Genomic DNA, 19,403 nt, shown 5'->3' with positions numbered 1-19,403 from the left:
TCAACCCACCGGTCCGAGGGAGGTACGCCGTGGCCCGCGCCGCCTCCGTGAAGGACGTCGCCGCCCGCGCGGGCGTCTCCCTGGGCACGGTCAGCAACGTGCTCAACCGGCCCGACCGGGTCTCGCCCGAGACGCGGGGGAGGGTCGAGCAGGCGATGCGCGACCTGGGCTTCGTGCGCAACGAGTCGGCTCGCCAGCTGCGTGCCGGGCGCAGCCGCACCCTCGCCTACGTCGTGCTCGACGTGCGCAACCCCTTCTTCACCGACGTCGCGGAGGGCGCCGAGCGGGCGGCCGAGGAGTCGGACCTCTCGCTCTTCCTCTGCCACTCCGACAACCGTGCCTCGCGGGAGGCCGACTACCTCGCGCACCTCGTCGAGCAGCGCGTGCAGGGCATCCTCGTCACGCCGGTCGACCCGGCCGCCCCGGGCCTCGCAGAAGTACGTCGCAACGGCACGCCGCTCGTGATCGTCGACCGCACCCGCGAGGACGACAAGTTCTGCTCGGTCGCCGTCGACGACGTCCTCGGCGGCCGGCTCGCGGTGGAGCACCTCGTCGAGCGCGGCCACACCCGCGTCGCCTTCATCGGGGGGCCGGACAGCATCGGCCAGGTGCGCGACCGCCTCGCCGGCGCGCGCCGGGCGTGGGCCGACGCCGGGCTGCCGCCCGACCAGCTGGTCGTCGTACCGACGTCGGGGCTGACCGTCGTGGAGGGCCGCTCCGCCGGCGAGCGGGTGATGGGGCTGGCCGCGCGGCGCCGGCCCACCGCCGCCTTCTGTGCCAACGACCTGCTCGCCCTCGGCCTGCTCCAGCAGCTGAGCACCGCCGGCCTCGCCGTCCCCGGCGACCTGGCCATCGTCGGCTACGACGACATCGACTACGCCGGCGCCGCCGCCGTACCTCTGACGTCGGTGCGTCAGCCCCGCCAGGAGCTCGGCCGCCGCGCCGCCGAGCTGGTCATGGACGAGGCCGACAACCCCGACCACCTCCACCAGCAGCTCGTCTTCACCCCCGAGCTCGTGGCTCGCCGCTCGACCCTCGGCTGAGTCGGACTCCCCGACACGTGTGACCCCCGTCACCTGAGACGCCGGTGACGGGGAGGCCGGGTTCGGTACGTTGTGCCCGGCCCGCACGCCGTCCAGGTCAGTCCACACACCCGGCCCCACCCAGGAGGCAGCACGTGCGCATCGGCATCCCGCGCGAGTCCCGACCCGGCGAGACCCTTGTCGCCGCCACGGCGAAGACGGCGTCCCAGCTCGCCGCGCTGGGGTACGACGTCGTGGTCGAGGCCGGTGCCGGCGTGGCCGCCGACCAGCCCGACGCGTCCTTCGTCGACGCCGGTGTGCAGGTCGGGAGCGCCGAGGAGGTGTGGGGCAGCGACGTCGTGGTGAAGGTCAACGCACCCACCGACGACGAGGTCGCCCGGCTGAGGCAGGGCGCCACCGTGGTCAGCCTGATGGCGCCGGCCCGCAGCCCCGAGCTGGTCGAGCGGCTCAGCGCCGCCGGTGTCACGGCGCTCGCGATGGACGCGGTGCCCCGCATCTCGCGCGCGCAGTCGATGGACGTCCTCTCGAGCATGGCCAACGTCGCCGGCTACCGCGCGGTGATCGAGGCCGCCCACGAGTTCGGCCGGCTCTTCACCGGCCAGGTCACGGCTGCTGGCAAGGTCCCGCCGGCCCGCGTGTTCGTGGTCGGCGCCGGTGTCGCTGGGCTCGCGGCCATCGGTGCCGCCGGCTCGCTGGGCGCGATCGTGCGCGCCTTCGACGTACGCCCCGAGGTGGCCGAGCAGGTCGAGTCGATGGGCGCGCAGTTCGTCACGGTCGACATGGAGCAGGAGGTCTCCTCCGACGGCTACGCCAAGGAGATGACCGCCGAGCAGGAGGCCGCCACCGCCGCGATGTACGACGAGGAGGCGCGCGCCGCCGACATCGTCATCACCACCGCGCTGATCCCCGGCCGCCCCGCCCCGCAGCTGGTGACGGCCGAGACCGTGGCCGCCATGCGCCCCGGCTCGGTGGTGGTCGACATGGCTGCGGCCAACGGCGGCAACGTGGCGGCGACGGTGAAGGACGAGCGGGTCGTCACCGACAACGGCGTCACGGTCCTCGGCTACACCGACCTCGCCGGCCGCCTGGCCGCCCAGACCAGCCAGCTCTACGGCACCAACATCGTGAACCTGCTCAAGCTGCTCACCCCGGAGAAGGACGGGCAGCTGAGGCTCGACATGGACGACGTGATCCAGCGCGGCATCACCGTCACTCGGCAGGGCGAGACACTCTGGCCCCCACCGCCCGTCCAGGTCTCCGCGGCCCCGGCGGTCGAAGCGGCCGCGACGGCCGAGCCGGAGCAGCCGAAGGTCGAGCTCACGGCGCGGGCGAAGACCGGCCTGGTGCTCGGCGCCATCGCGCTCTTCGGCCTGGTCAACGCGCTCGCCCCGACCGAGGACCTCCGCCGCCACTTCACCGTGCTGATGCTCTCGATCGTGATCGGCTACTACGTGATCGGCAAGGTGGCGCACGCGCTGCACACGCCGCTCATGTCGGTCACCAACGCCATCTCGGGCGTGGTCGTCGTCGGTGCACTGCTCCAGATCAACAGCGCGGACGACACGGTGCTCGTGCTGTCGACGCTCGCGGTCCTGCTGGCGTCGATCAACATCTTCGGTGGCTTCGCGGTCACCCGGCGCATGCTCGGCATGTTCAGCAAGGGAGCCTGACGTGGACATCGTCTCCACCACCAGTGCGACCTACATCGTCGCCTCCCTGCTCTTCGTCCTGTCCCTGGCCGGGCTCTCCAAGCACGAGTCGGCCAAGAACGGCCTTACCTACGGCATCGTCGGCATGGCGGTGGCGCTCCTCTTCACCGTCATCGCCGTGATCGACGCCAACTCCGACGGCGGCAGCTCCGTCGCGGTCCCGCTCATGCTGGTCGCGATCGCGGCCGGCGCGGCGATCGGCCTGTGGCGGGCGCGGATCGTCGAGATGACCGGCATGCCCGAGCTGATCGCGGCCCTGCACTCCTTCGTGGGTCTTGCCGCGGTGCTGATCGGCATCAACGGCCACATCGAGGGCTCCCACTACCCGCTCGCCAGCCTGAACAACATCCACGAGGCCGAGGTCGCGATCGGCATCTTCATCGGCGCGGTGACGTTCACCGGCTCGATCGTGGCCAACCTCAAGCTCTCGGGGCGGATGAAGTCCGACCCGCTGATGCTCCCGGGCAAGAACCTCATCAACGTCGGCTCGCTCGCGCTGTTCGCGGTGCTCACCGTCGTGTACGTCGCTGGTGACGGCGGCCGCGGCCAGGACGTCGTCCTCGCCGTGCTGACGGTCCTCGCGCTCGCGCTCGGCTGGCACCTCGTCGCCTCCATCGGCGGCGGCGACATGCCGGTCGTGGTCTCCATGCTCAACAGCTACTCGGGGTGGGCCGCGGCCGCGTCGGGCTTCCTGCTCGGCAACGACCTGCTCATCGTGACCGGCGCGCTGGTGGGGTCCTCGGGTGCCTACCTCTCCTACATCATGTGCAAGGCGATGAACCGGTCGTTCATCTCCGTGATCGCCGGCGGGTTCGGGATCGCCGCGCCGGCCGAGGACCGCGACTACGGCGAGCACCGCGAGATCCAGGCCGACGACGTCGCCGAGCTCCTCGCCCACGCCTCCTCCGTCGTGATCACGCCGGGCTACGGCATGGCCGTCGCCCAGGCGCAGTACCCCGTCGCCGAGATGACCCGGAAGCTGCGCGAGAAGGGCGTCGAGGTGCGCTTCGGCATCCACCCGGTCGCCGGTCGCCTGCCCGGCCACATGAACGTGCTGCTCGCCGAGGCCAAGGTGCCCTACGACATCGTGCTGGAGATGGACGAGATCAACGACGACCTCCCCGACACCGACGTCGTACTCGTCATCGGGGCGAACGACACGGTCAACCCGGCCGCGCTCGAGGAGCCCAGCTCGCCCATCGCTGGCATGCCGGTGCTGGAGGTCTGGCGGGCCAAGGAGGTCATCGTCTTCAAGCGCTCGATGGCCACGGGCTACGCCGGCGTGCAGAACCCGCTGTTCTTCAAGGAGAACACCCAGATGCTCTTCGGCGACGCCAAGGACAAGGTCAACGAGATCGTCGCCGCCCTCGGCTGAGCGCGTACGTCAGGCGTCGGGAGCGGCCGCGGTCGAGCCGCGCACGACCAGCTCGGGGCGGTAGAGCACCTCACCCGCGTGCGGCTCGGCGCCGGCGATCTGCTCGGCGATCTCCTGGCTCGCCGCCTGGGCCAGCGCCTCGGCGGGCTGGCGCACGGTGGTGAGCGGCGGGTCGGCGAACTCCATCATCTGGCTGTCGTCGCTGCCGACGACGGAGAGGTCCTCGGGCACCCGCAGGCCGCGTCGCCGGGCTGCGCGCACGACGCCGAGGGCCATCACGTCGGAGCCGCAGACGATGCCCGTGACGCCTCGGTCGAGGAGCCGCTCGGCGGCCCGCTGCCCACCCTCGACGCTGTACGACGTCGACTCGACGAGCTGCGAGGCGGTCAGTCCCTCGGGCACCAGCCCCCGCTCGGTGATCGCCTCCAGGAAGGCGTTGCGCTTGCGCTGCGCGGGGACGTAGCGCAGCTGGCCGAGGGCGGCGCCGATGCGGCGGTGCCCCATGTGCTCGAGGTGCTGCACGGCGAGGTCGACGGCCGCCACGTCGTCGGTGGAGATGCAGGGAGCCGCCAGCCCGTCGAGGGCGCCGTTGACCAGCACGATCGGGAGCCCGAGGTCGAGCAGGCGCTGGTAGCGGGCCGGGTCGCTGTCGACGAGGGCGTGCACGCCGGAGACGAAGACGATCCCGGTCACGGAGTGCTCGAGCAGCATGGCGACGTAGTCGTCCTCATGGACGCCGCCGAGGGTCTGGCTGCAGAGCACGGGCGACAGCCCCAGGCGTGACAGGCCGAGCTCGAGGTGGTGGGCCAGGCGCGGGAAGAACGGGTTCTCCAGCTCGGGCAGCACCAGGCCCACGAGTCCGCCGGCCCGCGGGCGCAGACGCACCGGGCGGTCGTAGCCCAGCACGTCGATCGCGGTGAGCACCTGGCGACGGGCCTGAGGGCTCACCCCGGGGCGCTCGTTGAGCACACGACTGACGGTGCTGATGCTCACGCCGGAGCGCTCCGCGATCTCGGTCAGCCTGATCCTCACGGGGGTCAGCCTAGTGATCGAGGTCACTTTCGCCAGCCCGTACTGAAAATTCTTGCAGCGCCTTTTCAACTTTGCAAAACCGCTGTTACGGTGTGGCGACCCTCACACTGACGCATCCCCTGGAGGACCCGCACATGCGCAGATTGACCCGGACTCTCGGCCCCGTGGCCGTGATGGTCCTCGCCATGACCACCGCCGCCTGTGGCGGCGGCGGAAGCTCGGACAGCAGCTCGTCCGACTCCGGAAGCACCTCGAGCTCGAGCCCCGACGCCGACTCCGGCGGCGGTGACGCCGACCTGCTGGTGTGGACCGACGCGCTCAAGATCGACGCCGTCAAGAAGGTCGCCGAGGACTTCGGCGAGGCCAACGGCATCACCGTCAAGGTCCAGGCGATCTCCGAGGACCTGCAGGGCAGCTTCGTCACCGCCGACGCGGCCGGCAACGGTCCCGACGTGGTCGTCGGTGCCCACGACTGGATGGGCAACCTGGTCCAGAACGGCGCGATCTCGCCGCTGAACCTGACCCCGGACGAGCTCTCGGGCTACTCCGAGAAGGCCGTCCAGGCCACGACCTACGACGGCAAGCTCTACGGCGTCCCCTACGGCATCGAGGCGCTCGCGCTCTACCGCAACAAGGACGTCGTGCCCGACGAGCCGGCCACCATGGACGACGCGATCTCCACGGGGGAGGCGGCGGTGAAGGCCGGCAAGGTCGACTCCGCCCTCAACCTCCCGGTCGGCGAGCTCGGCGACGCCTACCACATGGAGCCGATCCTGACGTCCTACGGCGGCTACATCTTCGCCTACGACGAGGGCACCGGCTACGACGACTCCGACGTCGGCATCGGCAAGGAGGGCTCGATCAAGGCCGCCCAGGAGATCTCCAAGCTGGCCAAGGCCAAGGTGCTGCGCACCTCGATCAGCGGTGACAACTCCATCGCCCTGTTCACCAGCGGCAAGGCCGCCTACCTGATCTCCGGACCGTGGGCCCTGGCCGACGTGAAGAAGGCCGGCTTCGACTACGGCATCCAGCCCGTCCCCGGCTTCGCCGGCCAGGAGGCCGCCGCCCCGTTCATGGGCGCCCAGGCGTTCATGGTCGCCGCGCACGGCAAGAACCAGGACATCGCGCAGGAGTTCGTGAACAACGGCGTGAACAGCGAAGAGGCCATGATGACCCTCTTCGAGGGCACCCAGCTGCCGCCCGCGATGACCGCCGTCCAGGACCAGGTCGACGACCCCGACCTGACGGTGTTCACCGACGCCGCCAACGCCGCCGCCCCGATGCCCGCCATCCCTGCGATGGCCTCGGTGTGGGAGCCGCTGGGCAAGGCGTACTCCGCCATCGTGAGCGGCAAGGACCCGGTCGCGACGATCAAGTCCGCCGGCGACACCATCAACAAGGCGATCGCCGACGCCGGCTGAGCATGGGGGAACGCCGGCGGGCGACCCAGGTCGCCCGCCGGGCTCTCCCGAGCCGTCCTGCTCCACCCTCTGCTCCACCCCCCTGCACCACTGCCCCGCTCGGACCCTGAAGGGGAACTGACATGGCGGACCTCCTCGACGCGCCCGACACCCACTCCGCCGGCGGCCCCGACGGCCGACGACGCCTGACGCGGCCCGGCCGCGACGGCGTACCGGCCCTGCTGGTGCGGGTGCTCTTCCTCGGCGTCGTCATCGGCACCGCGATCGCCCTCACGCCCGCCCTCGTCGGCGAGAAGTCGTGGGCCTTCCTTGTCGCGATCTGGGTGATCACCGCGCTCCTCGTCGCGGTGTACGCCACCGGGCGCGCGCTGCCCGCCAAGTACCTCCTGCCCGGCACGCTCATGCTGGCCCTCTTCGTCGTCTACCCGATCGCGCTGACGGCGAAGACGTCGTTCACCAACTACGGCGACGGCACGCGCAACGACAAGCAGACGACGGTCGACCAGATCGTCGGGTCGTCGGTGACGCGGGCCGCGGACTCCCCGCAGTACAACCTGACGATCGCCACCGACGGCGACCCGACGTCGGGCCCGTTCACCTACTTCCTGGTCCCGCAGGACGATCCCGAGAAGGTCTACGAGGGGACGCCCGACGGCCTCGAGGAGGACCCCGACGGCGTCACGCTCGACAACGGCCGGGTCACCGCCGTCGACGGCTACACGGTCCTCAACATCAAGCAGATCGCCGCCGCCGCGGACGACCTCGACGAGATCGCCATCCCGACCGAGAGCGACAGCTTCATCGTCCGCGACGGCACCAGCGAGGCCTTCGAGGGCGCCCCGACGCTGGTGTACGACGAGGGCGACGACACGATCACCGACACGTCCAGCGACACGGTCTACTCGGTCAAGAAGCAGGGCGACCGGGAGTACTTCGTCGACGACTCCGGGAAGCGGATCTCCGACCAGTCGTGGACGGCCAACGTCGGCGGTCGCAACTACAACACGATCTTCACCGACAGCCGGATCAGCAGCAGCTTCGTCAGCATCTTCATCTGGACCTTCATCTTCGCCACGGTCTCGGTCGTCAGCACGTTCCTGCTCGGCCTGCTGTTCGCGATCACCCTCAACGACCCCCGGGTCCGCGGGCAGAAGGTCTACCGGGCGCTGCTGATCCTCCCCTACGCCATCCCCGGCTTCATCTCGCTGCTGCTCTGGTCGAGCTTCTACAACCAGGACTTCGGCCTGATCAACAACATGACCGGCCTCAACATCAACTGGTTCGGCGGCACCACCACGGCCAAGATCGCGGTGCTCATCACGAACCTCTGGATGGGCTTCCCCTACATGTTCCTGGTCGCCACGGGTGCGCTGCAGGCGATCCCGGAGGACCTGACCGAGGCGGCCCGGCTCGACGGCGCCAGCGGCTTCGCCGGCTTCCGCCGGATCACCTTCCCGCTGCTGCTGGTCACCGTGGCGCCCCTGCTGGTCGCGACGTTCGCCTTCAACTTCAACAACTTCGGTGCCATCTACCTGCTCACCGGGGGTGGGCCGTTCAGCCCGGACAACCCGACGGCCGGCGGCACCGACATCCTGATCAGCTACACCTACCGGCTCGCCTTCGGCGCCGGAGGCGTGCAGATCGGCTTCGCCGCGGCCGTCTCGGTCGTGCTGTTCGTCATCACGGGCGTCATCGCCGCCCTGCAGTTCCGTGCCACCCGCTCGCTCGAGGATGTGAACTGACATGACCCAGGTCCAGGGCCCGCCGCCGGGCACCACCGTCGTCGACGAACCTCCCGCCACCGCCGGCTCCGGGCGCGGTCGCGGGCGTGACCTCGCCCCGAAGGTCAAGATGAGCCCAGGCCGCTGGTTCCGCGAGATCGGGTGGCGCCACCTGGTGGGCGTGATCGCCGTGCTGTGGGCGCTCTTCCCGGTGTCGTACCTCCTCTCCGCCTCGCTCAACCCGTTGGGCAACGTGGTCACCTCGACGCTGATCCCGCAGTCGTTCAGCACCGCCAACTTCTCCAAGCTGCTCGACGAGCAGCCCTTCGGCACGTGGGCGCGCAACAGCATCATCGTGTGCGTCTGCGTGGTCTTCGTGCAGCTGCTCTTCAGCGCGCTCGCGGCCTACGCCTTCAGCCGCTTCCGCTTCAAGGGCCGCCGCGGCGGCCTGCTGGCGCTGCTGCTGATCCAGATGTTCCCGCAGTTCCTCGCGCTCGTCGCGCTCTACCTGATGTTCACCGAGATCGGCGAGGTCATCCCGGCCATCGGGCTCGACACGCTCGCGGGCTACATCCTGATGATGTGCGGCGGCTCGCTCGGACAGGTCTGGCTGATCAAGGGCTTCTTCGACTCGATCCCGCTGTCGCTCGACGAGGCCGCGATGATCGACGGCGCGAGCCACGTGCAGGTGTTCTTCCGGATCATCCTGCCGCTGGTGCGCCCGATCCTCGCGGTCTGCGGCCTGCTGGTGTTCGTGGGCACGATCGCGGAGTTCCTGATGGCCTCGATCTTCCTGCGCGACGAGGGCAACAAGACGCTGGCCACCGGCCTCTACGGCCTCATCGACTCCGACCGGTCCAACAACCTCGGCGTCTTCGCCGCCGGCTCGATCCTCACCGCGATCCCGGTGGTCCTGCTGTTCCTCTACCTCCAGAAGTTCATCGTCGGCGGCATCACGGCCGGCGGCGTGAAGGGCTGAGGGCACGGCTCGATGGCCAGCGCTCCTCACCCGCTCGACCCCCACCACGACGGCTCGCCGCTCTACGTCAGCCACACCCGCCCCGAGCTGGGCGACGTGCTCCGGCTGCGCGTGCGGGTGCCGCACACCGCCGACGGCTCGGTCGGTGCGACCACCGTCGTGCTGCGCGCCGTGCGCGACGGCGAGCCGGCCGTGAGCCGGGCCGAGCTGGCCGCCACCGACGACGCCGGCACCTGGTGGGAGGTCGACCTGAGGCTCGTCAACCGGCTGACGTCGTACCGCTTCCTGGTCTCGCGCGGTCCGACGGACTACCGCTGGCTCAACGCCACCGGCGTCCATGCTGGCGACGTCACCGACGGCGGCGACTTCAGGATCAGCACCGAGGCCCGCCTGCCGGAGTGGGTGCCCGACCAGGTCGGCTACCAGGTCTTCCCCGACCGCTTCGCCCGCACCGAGACCGGCGCGCCCGTGCCCGACTGGGCGATCGCGTGCGAGTGGGACCAGCCCGTCGTGCACAAGGGCCCCGACGTCCCCTTCCAGTGGTACGGCGGCACGCTCGACGGGGTCGCCGACCACCTCGACCACCTCGACGGACTCGGCGCGACGCTGCTCTACCTGACGCCCGTCTTCGAGGCGTGGTCCACCCACCGCTACGACGCCGTCTCCTTCGACCGTGTCGACCCGCTGCTCGGCGGTGACGAGGCGCTGGAGCGGCTGGCCAAGGCCGTGCACGAGCACGGGCTGCGGCTGATGGGCGACCTCACCACCAACCACACCGGCGACCACCACGACTGGTTCCTCAAGGCCCTCGACGACCCGGACGCGGACGAGCGGGCGTTCTACCGCTTCGGCGACGACTACGCCCACGGCTACGCCGCCTGGCTCGACATCCCCAGCCTGCCCAAGCTCGACCACCACTCCGCCGAGCTCGCCCGACGGCTGTACGCCGGTGCGGACTCCGTGGTCGCGCACTGGCTGCGCCGAGGGCTCGACGGGTGGCGGGTCGACGTCGCCAACATGACGGGACGCCTCGGCGGCGACGACCTCGCCCACGCCGTCGCGCACGCGATCCGTCGTACGTTCGACGAGGTCTCGCCCGATGCCTGGCTGCTCGCCGAGCACGGCCACGACGCGACGGCCGACCTCACTGGCCCCGGCTGGCACGGCACCATGGACTACGCCGGCTTCACCCGCCCGGTCTGGTGCTGGCTCAACGGCGGCTCGCCCGACGGGGACGGCCTGCCCCACGGCCTCGACTACCTCGGCCTCCCGGTCGACATCCCGGTCCTGCCCGCGTCGGCGGCCGTCGCGACCATGCGCGACGTGCACGGCTCGGTGCCGTGGACCTCGTGGCAGGGGTCGACGACCCACCTCGACTCCCACGACACCCCGCGCTTCCGCACTGTCACCGGGGGCGGCACCGACGGCGGACCCGACCTGGCCGGCCACGGCCGCGACCGGCACCTCGTCGGCCTCGGGCTCCAGATGACGATGCCCGGCGTGCCCGTCGTCTTCATGGGTGACGAGCTCGGGCTGACGGCGGTCGACGGCGAGCACGCGCGCACGCCGTTCCCCTGGGACCACCTCGACCGGTGGGACGAGCCGACCCTCGACGCCTACCGCCGCTGGATCGCGCTGCGCCGCGACCACGTCGCGCTGCGTCGCGGCGGCCTGCGCTGGCTGCAGGCGGGCGACGACTCGATGACCTTCCTCCGCGAGCACCCCGAGGAGACCCTGCTCGTGCACGCCGTACGACGCACCGCACCCGCGGTCGAGCTGCCCCTGCACGCCCTCGGCCCCGACCCGCGCCTCCAGGCCCTCGTCGGCGCGGACGCCGTCAGCGCGGGAAGCGTGCTCACGCTGCCCGGCGAGCCCGGCGTCTCGATCCACGTGGTCGGGTGAGCGTCGACCCGCTCGCACTGATGCGGGCCGCCGGCTTCCCGGTGACGCACGAGGTCGGGCGCGGCATGGAGGGCGTCGTCGCGGCACTCGACGACCGACGGGTCGTCAAGGTGTGGGACCGACGTCCGCGCGAGGAGGTCGAGCGGCTGCGCACCTTCTACGACGCGGTGGAGACCGGCCTCGAGTCCGTCGGGTCGGACCTCGCGGTCCCGCGGATCCTCGACGTCGGCGAGGTCGACGGGCTCGTCGTCACCGTCCACCGCCGGCTGCGCGGACGGGCCACCGCCCCCGCCACCCCGGGGCCGGTGCTCGACGTGCTCGACGTGCTGGCCCAGGTGCCCGGGACCGCTGACCTCGCGGTGCTGCCGGTGCCCGACGGCGAGAAGCCGTTCGACCTCGACGTGCCCTTCGGCGAGTCGCTCGCCGACCTGGTCCTGCGCCGCGCCCCGCTCGTCGACGACCTGGCCGACGGCGCGGCCGAGGAGCTGGCCGACGCCCTCCGCGGGCTCGAGCCCGTGCCGCCACGGCTCGTGCACGGCGACCTCGGGCCGGTGCACGTGCTGCTCGAGGACGGCCGGGCGGTGGGGCTGCTCGACTTCGGCTACGTCTCGACGGTCGGCGACCCCGCCTTCGACGCGGCCGTGGCAGCCGCGCTGCAGGACATGTTCGGACCGGGAGCAGCGGCGGCGACGGCCGCCTTCGACGCGCTGTCCGTCGAGCGGTTCGGCCACGACCCGGACGTGCTCGTCCTCCACCGCGCGGCCTACGGCCTGGTCACCGCCAGCTGCCTCGCCGGGCATCCGGGGCAGCACCTGGACTGGTGCCTGGCCCTCGTCGACACGTGGCGGGCGAGCCAGGCCTGAGGTCAGCCAAGCTGGGTGCCGGCGAGCATGCCGATCAGGTAGGTGACGCCCATCGCGAGCAGGCCGCCGGAGACGTTGCGGATCATCGCCGGGACCCGCGGGCTGTAGCCGATGCGGGCGCTGACGAAACCGGTGAGGGCCAGCGCGACGGCCACGCTGAGCACGGTCACGAGGACCCGCACGGTGTCCGGCATGAACGCGACGATCAGCAGCGGCAGCAGGGCACCGACGGTGAAGGCGACCATCGAGGCCCATGCGGCGTGCCACGGGTTGGTGAGGTTGTCGGGGTCGATGCCGAACTCGATGTCGGCGTGCGCCCGCAGGGCGTCGTGCTCGGTGAGCTCGCGCGCCACCTGCTTGGCGGTGGCGGGGGTGAGGCCCTTGTCCTCGTACATCTTCGCGAGCTCGCCCTCCTCCGTCTTGGGCATCCGCTCGAGCTCGACGGCCTCGAGGTGGAGCAACGACTTCTCCGAGTCGCGCTGCGTGCTGACCGAGACGTACTCGCCCGCACCCATGCTGAGTGCGCCCGCGGTGAGCGCGGCGATGCCCGCGATCACGATCGCGCCGCTGTCGTCGGTGGCGCCTGCGACACCCATCACCACGCCGGCGGTGGACACGATGCCGTCGTTGGCGCCGAGCACCGCGGCCCGCAGCCAGTTCAGTCGGGTGCCCACGTGGTCACCCAGCTCGTCGTGGAAGTGCTGCGGGTCCTCGTCGGTTCCGATCTCCAGGCTCACGTGATCGATCCTTCCCCTGCGGTCGACGCCGCGCAACGAAGGTGAGGCTGGGCTCAACGGGTCACTGAGCTCCTGATGGACTTCCGCCCGAGTGCGTGGAAGTTCAGCGGCGGACGGGTCCTCCCACGCTGAGGCCCCGATGAACTTCCGCCCGAGTGCGTGGAAGTTCAGCGGCGGATGGGACGTCCCACGCTGAGCCCCTGATGAACTTCCGCCCGAGCGCGTGGAAATCCATCGAAAGGTGAGGCTGGTTCAATCCCGGCCCAGGGCGTACGTCGCCACCACCTCGTGGCGCGGTCGACGCCGTGCGCCCTCGCCGAGGTACGACGCCACCAGCGCGACCTCGTCGACGCACCACTCGGGCCCGTCGTAGTCGTCGAGCAGTCGCACCCACGACGTCACGTTGTCGGGGTGGCCCAGGCGTCCGAGCGTCAGGTGCGGGCGGAAGCGCTGGCCGTCGACCTGCGCGCCGGCCTTCGCCAGGGCCGCGCGGGCGCCGGTGGCCAGCCGGTCCAGCTCGGTCGTGGCGACCTGGTCCGCGTCGAGCCGGGCGAAGAGGACGCGCGCCCGGTCGGGGTGGGGGAACGCGCCGCCTCCGGCGACCCGCAGCGTGAAGGCGTGCCGCTTCGCGGCGGCCCGGGTGAGCCGGTCGTCGAGGTCGTCGAGGCTACGGTCGGGCACGTCGGCCGCGAAGGCCAGCGTGAGGTGCCACTGCCCGGGGTCGGACCACCGGAAGGCCGCCGCCTCGCGGCGGGGTGCCAGGAATTGGTCGAGGTGCTCGACCGCCTCCGGCGGCACCACCGCCGCCACGAACATCCGCGTCACAGGCCGAGGTCGCGCCCGATCAGCATCTTCATGATCTCGTTGGAGCCGGCCCAGATCTTCGTGACGCGGGCGTCGCGCCAGGCGCGGGCGACGCGGTACTCGTTCATGTAGCCGTAGCCGCCGTGGACCTGGACGCAGTGGTCGAGGACGTCGTTCTGGACCTGCGAGGTCCACCACTTCGCCTTGGCGGCGTCGACCGGGGTCAGCTCCTTCTTGGTGTGCGCGATGACGCACTGGTCGACGAAGGCCTGGGTCACGTCGACCCGGGTGACCAGGTCGGCCAGCAGGAACTGGGTGTTCTGGAAGGCGCCGATCGGCTGGCCGAAGGCCTGGCGGTCCTTGGCGTACTGGACCGTCTCCTCGAGGATCTGCTTGGCGTGGGCCAGGTTGGTGATGGCCGAGCCGAGGCGCTCCTGCGGCAGGAACTCCATCATCGAGATGAAGCCGGTGTCGAGCGGGCCGACGAGGTCGTCGTTGCTGACCCGGACGTTGTCGAAGGCGAGCTCCGCGGTGTCGGACTCGTCCTGGCCGACCTTGTCGAGGACGCGGCCGACGCTGAACCCGTCGAGCGTGGTGTCGACCGCGAAGAGCGAGATGCCCTTCGCCTTCTTCTCCGGGCTGGTGCGGGCGGCGACCAGCACGATGTCGGCCGAGCCGCCGTTGGTGATGAAGGTCTTCGAGCCGTTGATGATCCAGTCGTCGCCGTCACGGACGGCGGTGGTCCTGAGGTTGGCGAGGTCGGAGCCGCCGCCGGGCTCGGTCATGCCGATCGCGGTGAGGATCTCGCCGGAGGCGGCGCCGGGCAGCCAGCGGGCCTTCTGCTCGTCGTTGGTGAGGTGCACCAGGTAGGGCACGGTGATGTCGGCGTGGATCCCGACGCAGCTCGGCAGGGTCATGTTGACCTTGGCCAGCTCCTCGGTCAGCACCGCGTTGAAGCGGTAGTCGCCGGCCTCCGAGCCGCCGTACTCCTCCGGGATCTCCAGACCGAGGAAGCCCTGCTTGCCGGCCGAGGTCCAGAAGTCGCGGTCGAGCCCGTGGTGGTCGGCGTACGCCTCGAGGTTCGGGGTGACCTCGCGGTCCAGGAACTGCTTCACCGAGGCGCGGAAGGCCTCGTGGTCCTCGTCGTAGATCTCACGCTTCATGGGGCAATGTTACCCGTGAGTCACCACGCCGCACCTGTGAACCTCGGTGAAGTCGCCCACGACCACCGCATCCCCACGTAACCTCGCCCGCACTGACTCGTTGCGGGGGCGGGAGCAGCAGTGGGAGCAGACGAATCGACGTGGATCCGTCCACGAGGACAAGCGTGGGGCAACGAGGCCCAACGCGCGGTCCTGCATGCCATCGCCGAGGACGTGGCCCGTCGCTCGGGCTACAAGGTCGCCGCCATCGAGGCGCTGCGCTCCGACGGCAACCTCGAGTTCGTCGCGATCGCCGGCAGCCCGGAGGCCCGCGCGCAGCTGCTCGGCAAGGCCGCCCCGCTGCGGCTGGAGAAGATCGTCGCCTTCGGCACCCGCATCGACGGCTGGATCCACATCCCCGAGGAGCGGGTCGACGACGAGACCCGTGAGTGGATGGCGCGGTACGGCCACACGCCCGACATCCCCGAGAGCGACCTGGCGGACGCCTGGCGGGCCGAGGACCGGTTGGTCCGACTCCTCGAGAACCCCGACGGCGAGCTCCGCGCGACGCTCTACCTCGACGAGCCCCTCGACGGCCTGCGCCCCACGCCGGCGTCGGTCGCGGCGATGAACGCCGAGATCGAGGTCATGTTCGACGCGGTGGTCAGCATCGTCGAGCGCGAGCTCTACGGCGAGCAGGTCCGCATGGTCACCCAGGCCCGTACGGCGCTGCAGAGCGTGCGCCCCGGCCTGGGTGTCGGTGACTTCCTCAGTGAGATGTCCGACGCCATGGTCGCGGCGATGGAGGTCGACTACGTCGACGTGCTGCTGGCCGGCCAGCGCGAGCCGGCGCTCGAGCCGTACACGCCCTTCCTCGAGCAGCACATGCGCCGGGTCCTGGTGCGGCGCGGCCACCTGATCGTCGAGCCCACGCAGACGTGGGGCATCACGACGACGTCCGTCCCCACCCCCGAGGTCCTCTACGACATCATGGACCGCCGCGGCATCGGGTCGTGGTTGCTCGTGCCGATCGGCATGGGTGAGGAGTACCTCGGCACGATGGGCCTGGGCCGCAAGAACGGCGGTCCGCGCTGGATCGACTCCGAGATCAACGCCGCGATCGCGGTCGCCGCCGACGTCGCGGTCACGGTCTTCGACGCGCGCCTGATGGAGCGCGAGCGCCGGCTCAACGCCGAGCTGCGCGACATCAACGACTACCGCCGCGACATGGTCAACACGCTGGCCCACGAGCTGCGCAACCCGGTGAGCGTGCTGTGGACCCACCTCGACCTGCTCGGCCAGGAGCAGGTCCCCGGCCCGTTGGGGGCCTCGGTCGAGGCGATGGACCGCGCGACCCGCCGCATCGAGGACATGGTCGCGGACCTGATGGCGCTGGCAGCCGCCAGCGACCCCTCGCTCACCCCGGCACTCGCTCCTGTCGACGTGTCGGCCTGCGTGCTGGAGTGCGCGGAGTTCCTCGCGCCCGTCGCGGCCGCCGAGGGGATCGACGTCCGGCTCGAGGTCACCGAGGGGCTGGTGGTCGAGGGCGAGGTCGCGGGCCTCCAGCGGATGGTGGCCAACCTGGTCTCCAACGCGATCAAGTACACCGCGGCCGGCGGCACGATCACCCTGACCCTCGTCCCCGACCGGGTCGAGGGCCGCGACGGCGTGCGGTTCACGTGCACCGACACCGGCATCGGCATCGACGAGGACGACCTGGCGCACCTGTTCACGCCGTTCTTCCGCTCCGCCGACCCCGAGGCCCGGCGTCGGCCCGGCACCGGGCTCGGCCTGGCGATCGTCGAGCGGGTGGCCACGCTCCACCACGGCGACGTCGAGGTGGCGTCGGTGCGTGGCGAGGGCACGACGTTCACGGTGCGGCTCCCGCTCGCCCCGCCTGCCGACGTACGTTGAGGTGGTGTCGGTCGACGCCTTCCTCGTCGCGCTGGTCCACCTGCTCCTGACGGTCACCGCGACGCCCGTCCCGCCCGTTCCTGCCGAGGTCCGGGTGTCGGTGGCGAGCACCGACGGCACCCAGGCGGCGGCCGCCTCGGGGCGGGGCAGCGTGCCGCCGCGCTGGCTCGGCACCCGCGAGCTGCGCGAGGACCCGGCGACCGGCTACGGCCGCGTGCGCCCGACGCCGCCGGCGCTTCGACACCGGCGCTGGACCCTGCCCGACTCGGTGCCGATGCTGCCCGGCAACGGGTACGCCAACCGGGTGGTGTCGCCGGCTCCGCGCCACGTGGTCCGCCGCTCCAGCTGGCAGCCCGGCTGCCCCGTCGCCGCCCGCGACCTGGCCTGGGTGCGGCTGACGTTCTGGGGCTTCGACGCGCGGCGGCACACCGGCGAGCTGCTGGCGCACCGGTCGGTTGCCGACGACCTCGTGCAGGTCTTCGGCGTGCTCTACCGCGAACGGTTCCCCCAGGAGCACGTCGGCATCGTGCGCCGCTGGGACCCCGACGCGCCGAGCACCGGCGACGGCAACGGCACCGGAGCCTTCGTGTGCCGGCCCTCGACCGGGTCGTCGTACTTCTCCCAGCACGCGTACGGCCTGGCGATCGACGTGAACTCGTTCCAGAACCCCTACGCCAAGCGGGCCGTGGTGCTGCCCGAGCTGGCGTCGTCGTACCTCGACCGGGGGCGCGTGCGGGCCGGGATGATCACCCCCGACGGACCCGTCGTGCGGGCCTTCGCCCGCATCGGCTGGGAGTGGGGCGGTGCGTGGCGGCAGTCACGCGACTACATGCACTTCAGCCGCAACGGCCTCTGACCGCCGACCACGCAGCGGTGGCTCGACCGGGTGGTTTGGCCGGGAAACCCCACGACTGCTGGGGATCCGTGCCTACGATCCAACTGCCGGATTGGGGAGGCACGATGTCATGGGGCAGGGACGGACAGGGGAGCGCCGCACGCGCGACCTGAGCTGGGGTGACTCGCAGGCACGTGCGCTGATGCACGCCCTGGCGAGGGACGCAGCAACCCGTGCCGGTTTCCGCGTCTGCGCGATCGAGGTGGTCCGGCCCCAGGGACTGCTCGAGTTCGTCGCGATCTACGGCGACGAGACCAGCGCCGAGGAGCGGCTCGGCACCGCGTCCCGCCTGGCCGACATGCTGACCGCCTTCGCGGACGGGGAGGCGCACGGCCACTTCGTCTGGATCCCGGAGGAGAAGTTCTCCGAGCCGGCCCTGGCGCAGCTCGAGGGCTACGTCGTCATCCCGGACGTGCCGGAGACCGACGACCCTGCGGCCTGGCACGCGATGGACATGCTGGCCGCCCGGATCATCGACGAGCGCGGCGACCTGCGGGCGCTGCTCTACCTCGACGTCCCCGAGGACCTGCGCCGCCCCGATGCGGCCCGCCTCCTCGAGCTCTCCGACGCCCTCACCATGACCCTTCGCTCGATCGTGACCGCGGTCGAGCGCGAGGAGTACGTCGAGCACATGCGCGTCATCCGGGCGACCCGCCGGCTGGCCCGGTCCAACCCGGCCCGCCACGACGTCAGCCACCTGCTCCGCGAGGCGCGCAGCACCCTCCTCGGTGCGCTCTCCGTCGACGAGCTGGAGATCCGGCTCTTCGACGGCGACGACGGGCAGAGCCCGGACAGCCTCGGGCTCGACATGGCCCCGGAGGTCCGTACGGCGCTGGACGAGGCCGCCGCGCGCGCGTGGGCCGAGCAGCGGGTGCTGATCATCGAGCCCGAGCACGTGTGGGGCGACGTCGAGCTCGCGGGCGCCTACGCCGCCTGGTTCGCCGACGCGCTGGTCGAGGCGGACCTCGAGACCGTCGTGGTCGCGCCCGTGGGCGTCGAGGACGAGGTGCTCGGCACGATGATCTTCGCTCGGCGCACCGGCTCGCGACGGTGGACCGACGGCGAGGGCGTGGCGGCCCTCGAGCTCGGCCACGACCTGGGCCGGGCCATCGCCAACGCCCACGCCACCCAGCGCGAGCGCGCCCTGCTCGGAGAGCTGCGCGAGCTGGAGGAGGCGCGCCACAAGTTCCTCCAGGTCCTCACCCACGAGATCAACAACCCGATGACGGTGATCGCCGCGAACGCCGAGTTCCTGGCGACCAGCGACACCGCCGACGAGCGCGACCGGAGCCGGGCCGAGGCCATCCTGCGCGGCACCGAGCGGCTGGGGGGCCTGCTCGAGGGACTGCTCATGCTCTCGCGGGTCAGCGACCCGCAGCACCCCCTGGTGACCCGGCGGCTCGACCTGGCCCTCGTCGTGGCCGACACCATCGGCTCGATGACGGCCGTGGCCGAGCGGGCCGAGGTCGCCCTCCACCGCAGCGGCGAGACAGCCGACGCGTGGGTGCTCGGTGACCCGCGCGAGGTCGCAGGGGCCGTGACCAACCTCGTCGACAACGCCGTGAAGTACTCCGACCCCGGCGCACGGATCTGGCTCAGCGTCTCGCACGCCGAGGACGGCGGCGTCACCTTCACCTGCCGCGACGAGGGGATCGGCATCTCGGACGACGACCAGGCCGCCCTGTTCACGCCGCTGTTCCGCTCGACCAACGACGACGCGCTGCGCCGCCCCGGGACAGGACTCGGGCTGGGCATCGTCCGCGAGATCATGCAGCGCCACGCCGGCACCGTCGAGGTGGAGTCGCGGCTCGGCGTCGGGACGTCCGTCCGCCTGCAGTTCCCGCCGCTGCCCCGCGACTGACCAGT

At 71.4% G+C, this 19,403-nt stretch carries 15 protein-coding genes; 11 read left to right on the top strand and 4 right to left on the bottom strand.

All coding sequences use genetic code 11. The features are described from left to right. Positions 1 to 29: 29 nt before the first annotated feature. From J2X46_RS09330 to pntB, 3 genes are all read left to right on the top strand, one after another. Positions 30 to 1,043, top strand: a complete 1,014-nt coding sequence (locus J2X46_RS09330; RefSeq protein ID WP_310249503.1) for a LacI family DNA-binding transcriptional regulator — start codon at positions 30 to 32, stop codon at positions 1,041 to 1,043. Positions 1,044 to 1,177: 134 nt separating this feature from the next. Further along, on the top strand, positions 1,178 to 2,713 hold the full coding sequence (locus J2X46_RS09325) for a Re/Si-specific NAD(P)(+) transhydrogenase subunit alpha (protein WP_310249501.1): 1,536 nt from the start codon (positions 1,178 to 1,180) through the stop codon (positions 2,711 to 2,713). Position 2,714: 1 nt separating this feature from the next. Further along, positions 2,715 to 4,127 (top strand): Re/Si-specific NAD(P)(+) transhydrogenase subunit beta, encoded by a 1,413-nt coding sequence (gene pntB / locus J2X46_RS09320; RefSeq protein WP_310249500.1) that lies wholly within the window; start codon positions 2,715 to 2,717, stop codon positions 4,125 to 4,127. Between the two features lie 9 nt (positions 4,128 to 4,136). On the opposite strand, the gene J2X46_RS09315 is transcribed toward pntB, so the two are convergent. Continuing rightward, a complete protein-coding gene (locus tag J2X46_RS09315; RefSeq protein WP_310249498.1) occupies positions 4,137 to 5,159 on the bottom strand; it encodes a LacI family DNA-binding transcriptional regulator in 1,023 nt (340 codons plus the stop codon). A gap of 134 nt (positions 5,160 to 5,293) precedes the next feature. On the opposite strand from J2X46_RS09315, the gene J2X46_RS09310 reads away from it, so the two are divergent. From J2X46_RS09310 to J2X46_RS09290, 5 genes are all read left to right on the top strand, one after another. Then, the gene (locus tag J2X46_RS09310) at positions 5,294 to 6,580 is read left to right on the top strand and encodes an extracellular solute-binding protein (protein ID WP_310249496.1); all 1,287 of its coding nucleotides are present in this window, start codon (positions 5,294 to 5,296) and stop codon (positions 6,578 to 6,580) included. A 122-nt stretch (positions 6,581 to 6,702) separates the two neighbouring features. Next, a complete protein-coding gene (locus J2X46_RS09305; RefSeq protein WP_310249494.1) occupies positions 6,703 to 8,322 on the top strand; it encodes an ABC transporter permease subunit in 1,620 nt (539 codons plus the stop codon). A 1-nt stretch (position 8,323) separates the two neighbouring features. Beyond that, a complete protein-coding gene (locus tag J2X46_RS09300; protein ID WP_310249492.1) occupies positions 8,324 to 9,280 on the top strand; it encodes a sugar ABC transporter permease in 957 nt (318 codons plus the stop codon). A gap of 12 nt (positions 9,281 to 9,292) precedes the next feature. Continuing rightward, positions 9,293 to 11,182, top strand: coding sequence for a glycoside hydrolase family 13 protein (locus tag J2X46_RS09295; RefSeq protein ID WP_310249490.1), 1,890 nt, complete (start codon positions 9,293 to 9,295; stop codon positions 11,180 to 11,182). Next, on the top strand, positions 11,179 to 12,045 hold the full coding sequence (locus J2X46_RS09290; protein WP_310249489.1) for a phosphotransferase: 867 nt from the start codon (positions 11,179 to 11,181) through the stop codon (positions 12,043 to 12,045). Before J2X46_RS09295 ends, J2X46_RS09290 begins: the two co-directional genes overlap by 4 nt. A gap of 2 nt (positions 12,046 to 12,047) precedes the next feature. Here the strand turns inward: J2X46_RS09290 and J2X46_RS09285 are convergent, their stop codons facing one another. The 3 genes from J2X46_RS09285 to J2X46_RS09275 form a co-directional block, all read right to left on the bottom strand. Further along, positions 12,048 to 12,782 (bottom strand): VIT family protein, encoded by a 735-nt coding sequence (locus J2X46_RS09285; RefSeq protein ID WP_310249487.1) that lies wholly within the window; start codon positions 12,780 to 12,782, stop codon positions 12,048 to 12,050. Between the two features lie 252 nt (positions 12,783 to 13,034). Continuing rightward, entirely contained in the window at positions 13,035 to 13,598 is a 564-nt protein-coding gene (gene thpR, locus J2X46_RS09280) for an RNA 2',3'-cyclic phosphodiesterase (protein ID WP_310250696.1), read from the bottom strand. A 5-nt stretch (positions 13,599 to 13,603) separates the two neighbouring features. Continuing rightward, positions 13,604 to 14,749, bottom strand: coding sequence for an acyl-CoA dehydrogenase family protein (locus tag J2X46_RS09275; RefSeq protein ID WP_310249485.1), 1,146 nt, complete (start codon positions 14,747 to 14,749; stop codon positions 13,604 to 13,606). 120 nt (positions 14,750 to 14,869) lie between these two features. On the opposite strand from J2X46_RS09275, the gene J2X46_RS09270 reads away from it, so the two are divergent. The 3 genes from J2X46_RS09270 (at position 14,870) to J2X46_RS09260 (ending at position 19,398) form a co-directional block, all read left to right on the top strand. Continuing rightward, complete coding sequence (locus tag J2X46_RS09270; protein ID WP_310249483.1) at positions 14,870 to 16,642, top strand: HAMP domain-containing sensor histidine kinase; 1,773 nt, start codon at positions 14,870 to 14,872, stop codon at positions 16,640 to 16,642. 4 nt (positions 16,643 to 16,646) lie between these two features. Next, positions 16,647 to 17,498: a M15 family metallopeptidase gene (locus tag J2X46_RS09265; RefSeq protein ID WP_310249481.1), complete on the top strand. Its 852-nt coding sequence runs from the start codon at positions 16,647 to 16,649 to the stop codon at positions 17,496 to 17,498. Positions 17,499 to 17,607: 109 nt separating this feature from the next. Next, entirely contained in the window at positions 17,608 to 19,398 is a 1,791-nt protein-coding gene (locus J2X46_RS09260) for a GAF domain-containing sensor histidine kinase (RefSeq protein ID WP_310249479.1), read from the top strand. Positions 19,399 to 19,403: the final 5 nt, after the last annotated feature.

It is taken from the genome of Nocardioides sp. BE266 (assembly GCF_031457855.1).
In the GTDB taxonomy this organism is placed as follows: domain Bacteria; phylum Actinomycetota; class Actinomycetes; order Propionibacteriales; family Nocardioidaceae; genus Nocardioides.
Note: the sequence above shows the minus strand (reverse complement) of the source record. Positions and strands in the feature narration are given on the sequence as shown.

Bases quoted from the DNA above. Each gene is read 5' to 3' on its own strand.
- J2X46_RS09310 (WP_310249496.1), top strand. From the start codon at position 5,294: ATGCGCAGATTGACCCGGACTCTCGGCCCCGTGGCCGTGATGGTCCTC.
- J2X46_RS09305 (WP_310249494.1), top strand. From the start codon at position 6,703: ATGGCGGACCTCCTCGACGCGCCCGACACCCACTCCGCCGGCGGCCCC.
- J2X46_RS09300 (WP_310249492.1), top strand. From the start codon at position 8,324: ATGACCCAGGTCCAGGGCCCGCCGCCGGGCACCACCGTCGTCGACGAA.
- J2X46_RS09295 (WP_310249490.1), top strand. From the start codon at position 9,293: ATGGCCAGCGCTCCTCACCCGCTCGACCCCCACCACGACGGCTCGCCG.
- thpR (WP_310250696.1), bottom strand. From the start codon at position 13,598: ATGTTCGTGGCGGCGGTGGTGCCGCCGGAGGCGGTCGAGCACCTCGAC.
- J2X46_RS09275 (WP_310249485.1), bottom strand. From the start codon at position 14,749: ATGAAGCGTGAGATCTACGACGAGGACCACGAGGCCTTCCGCGCCTCG.
- J2X46_RS09260 (WP_310249479.1), top strand. From the start codon at position 17,608: ATGGGGCAGGGACGGACAGGGGAGCGCCGCACGCGCGACCTGAGCTGG.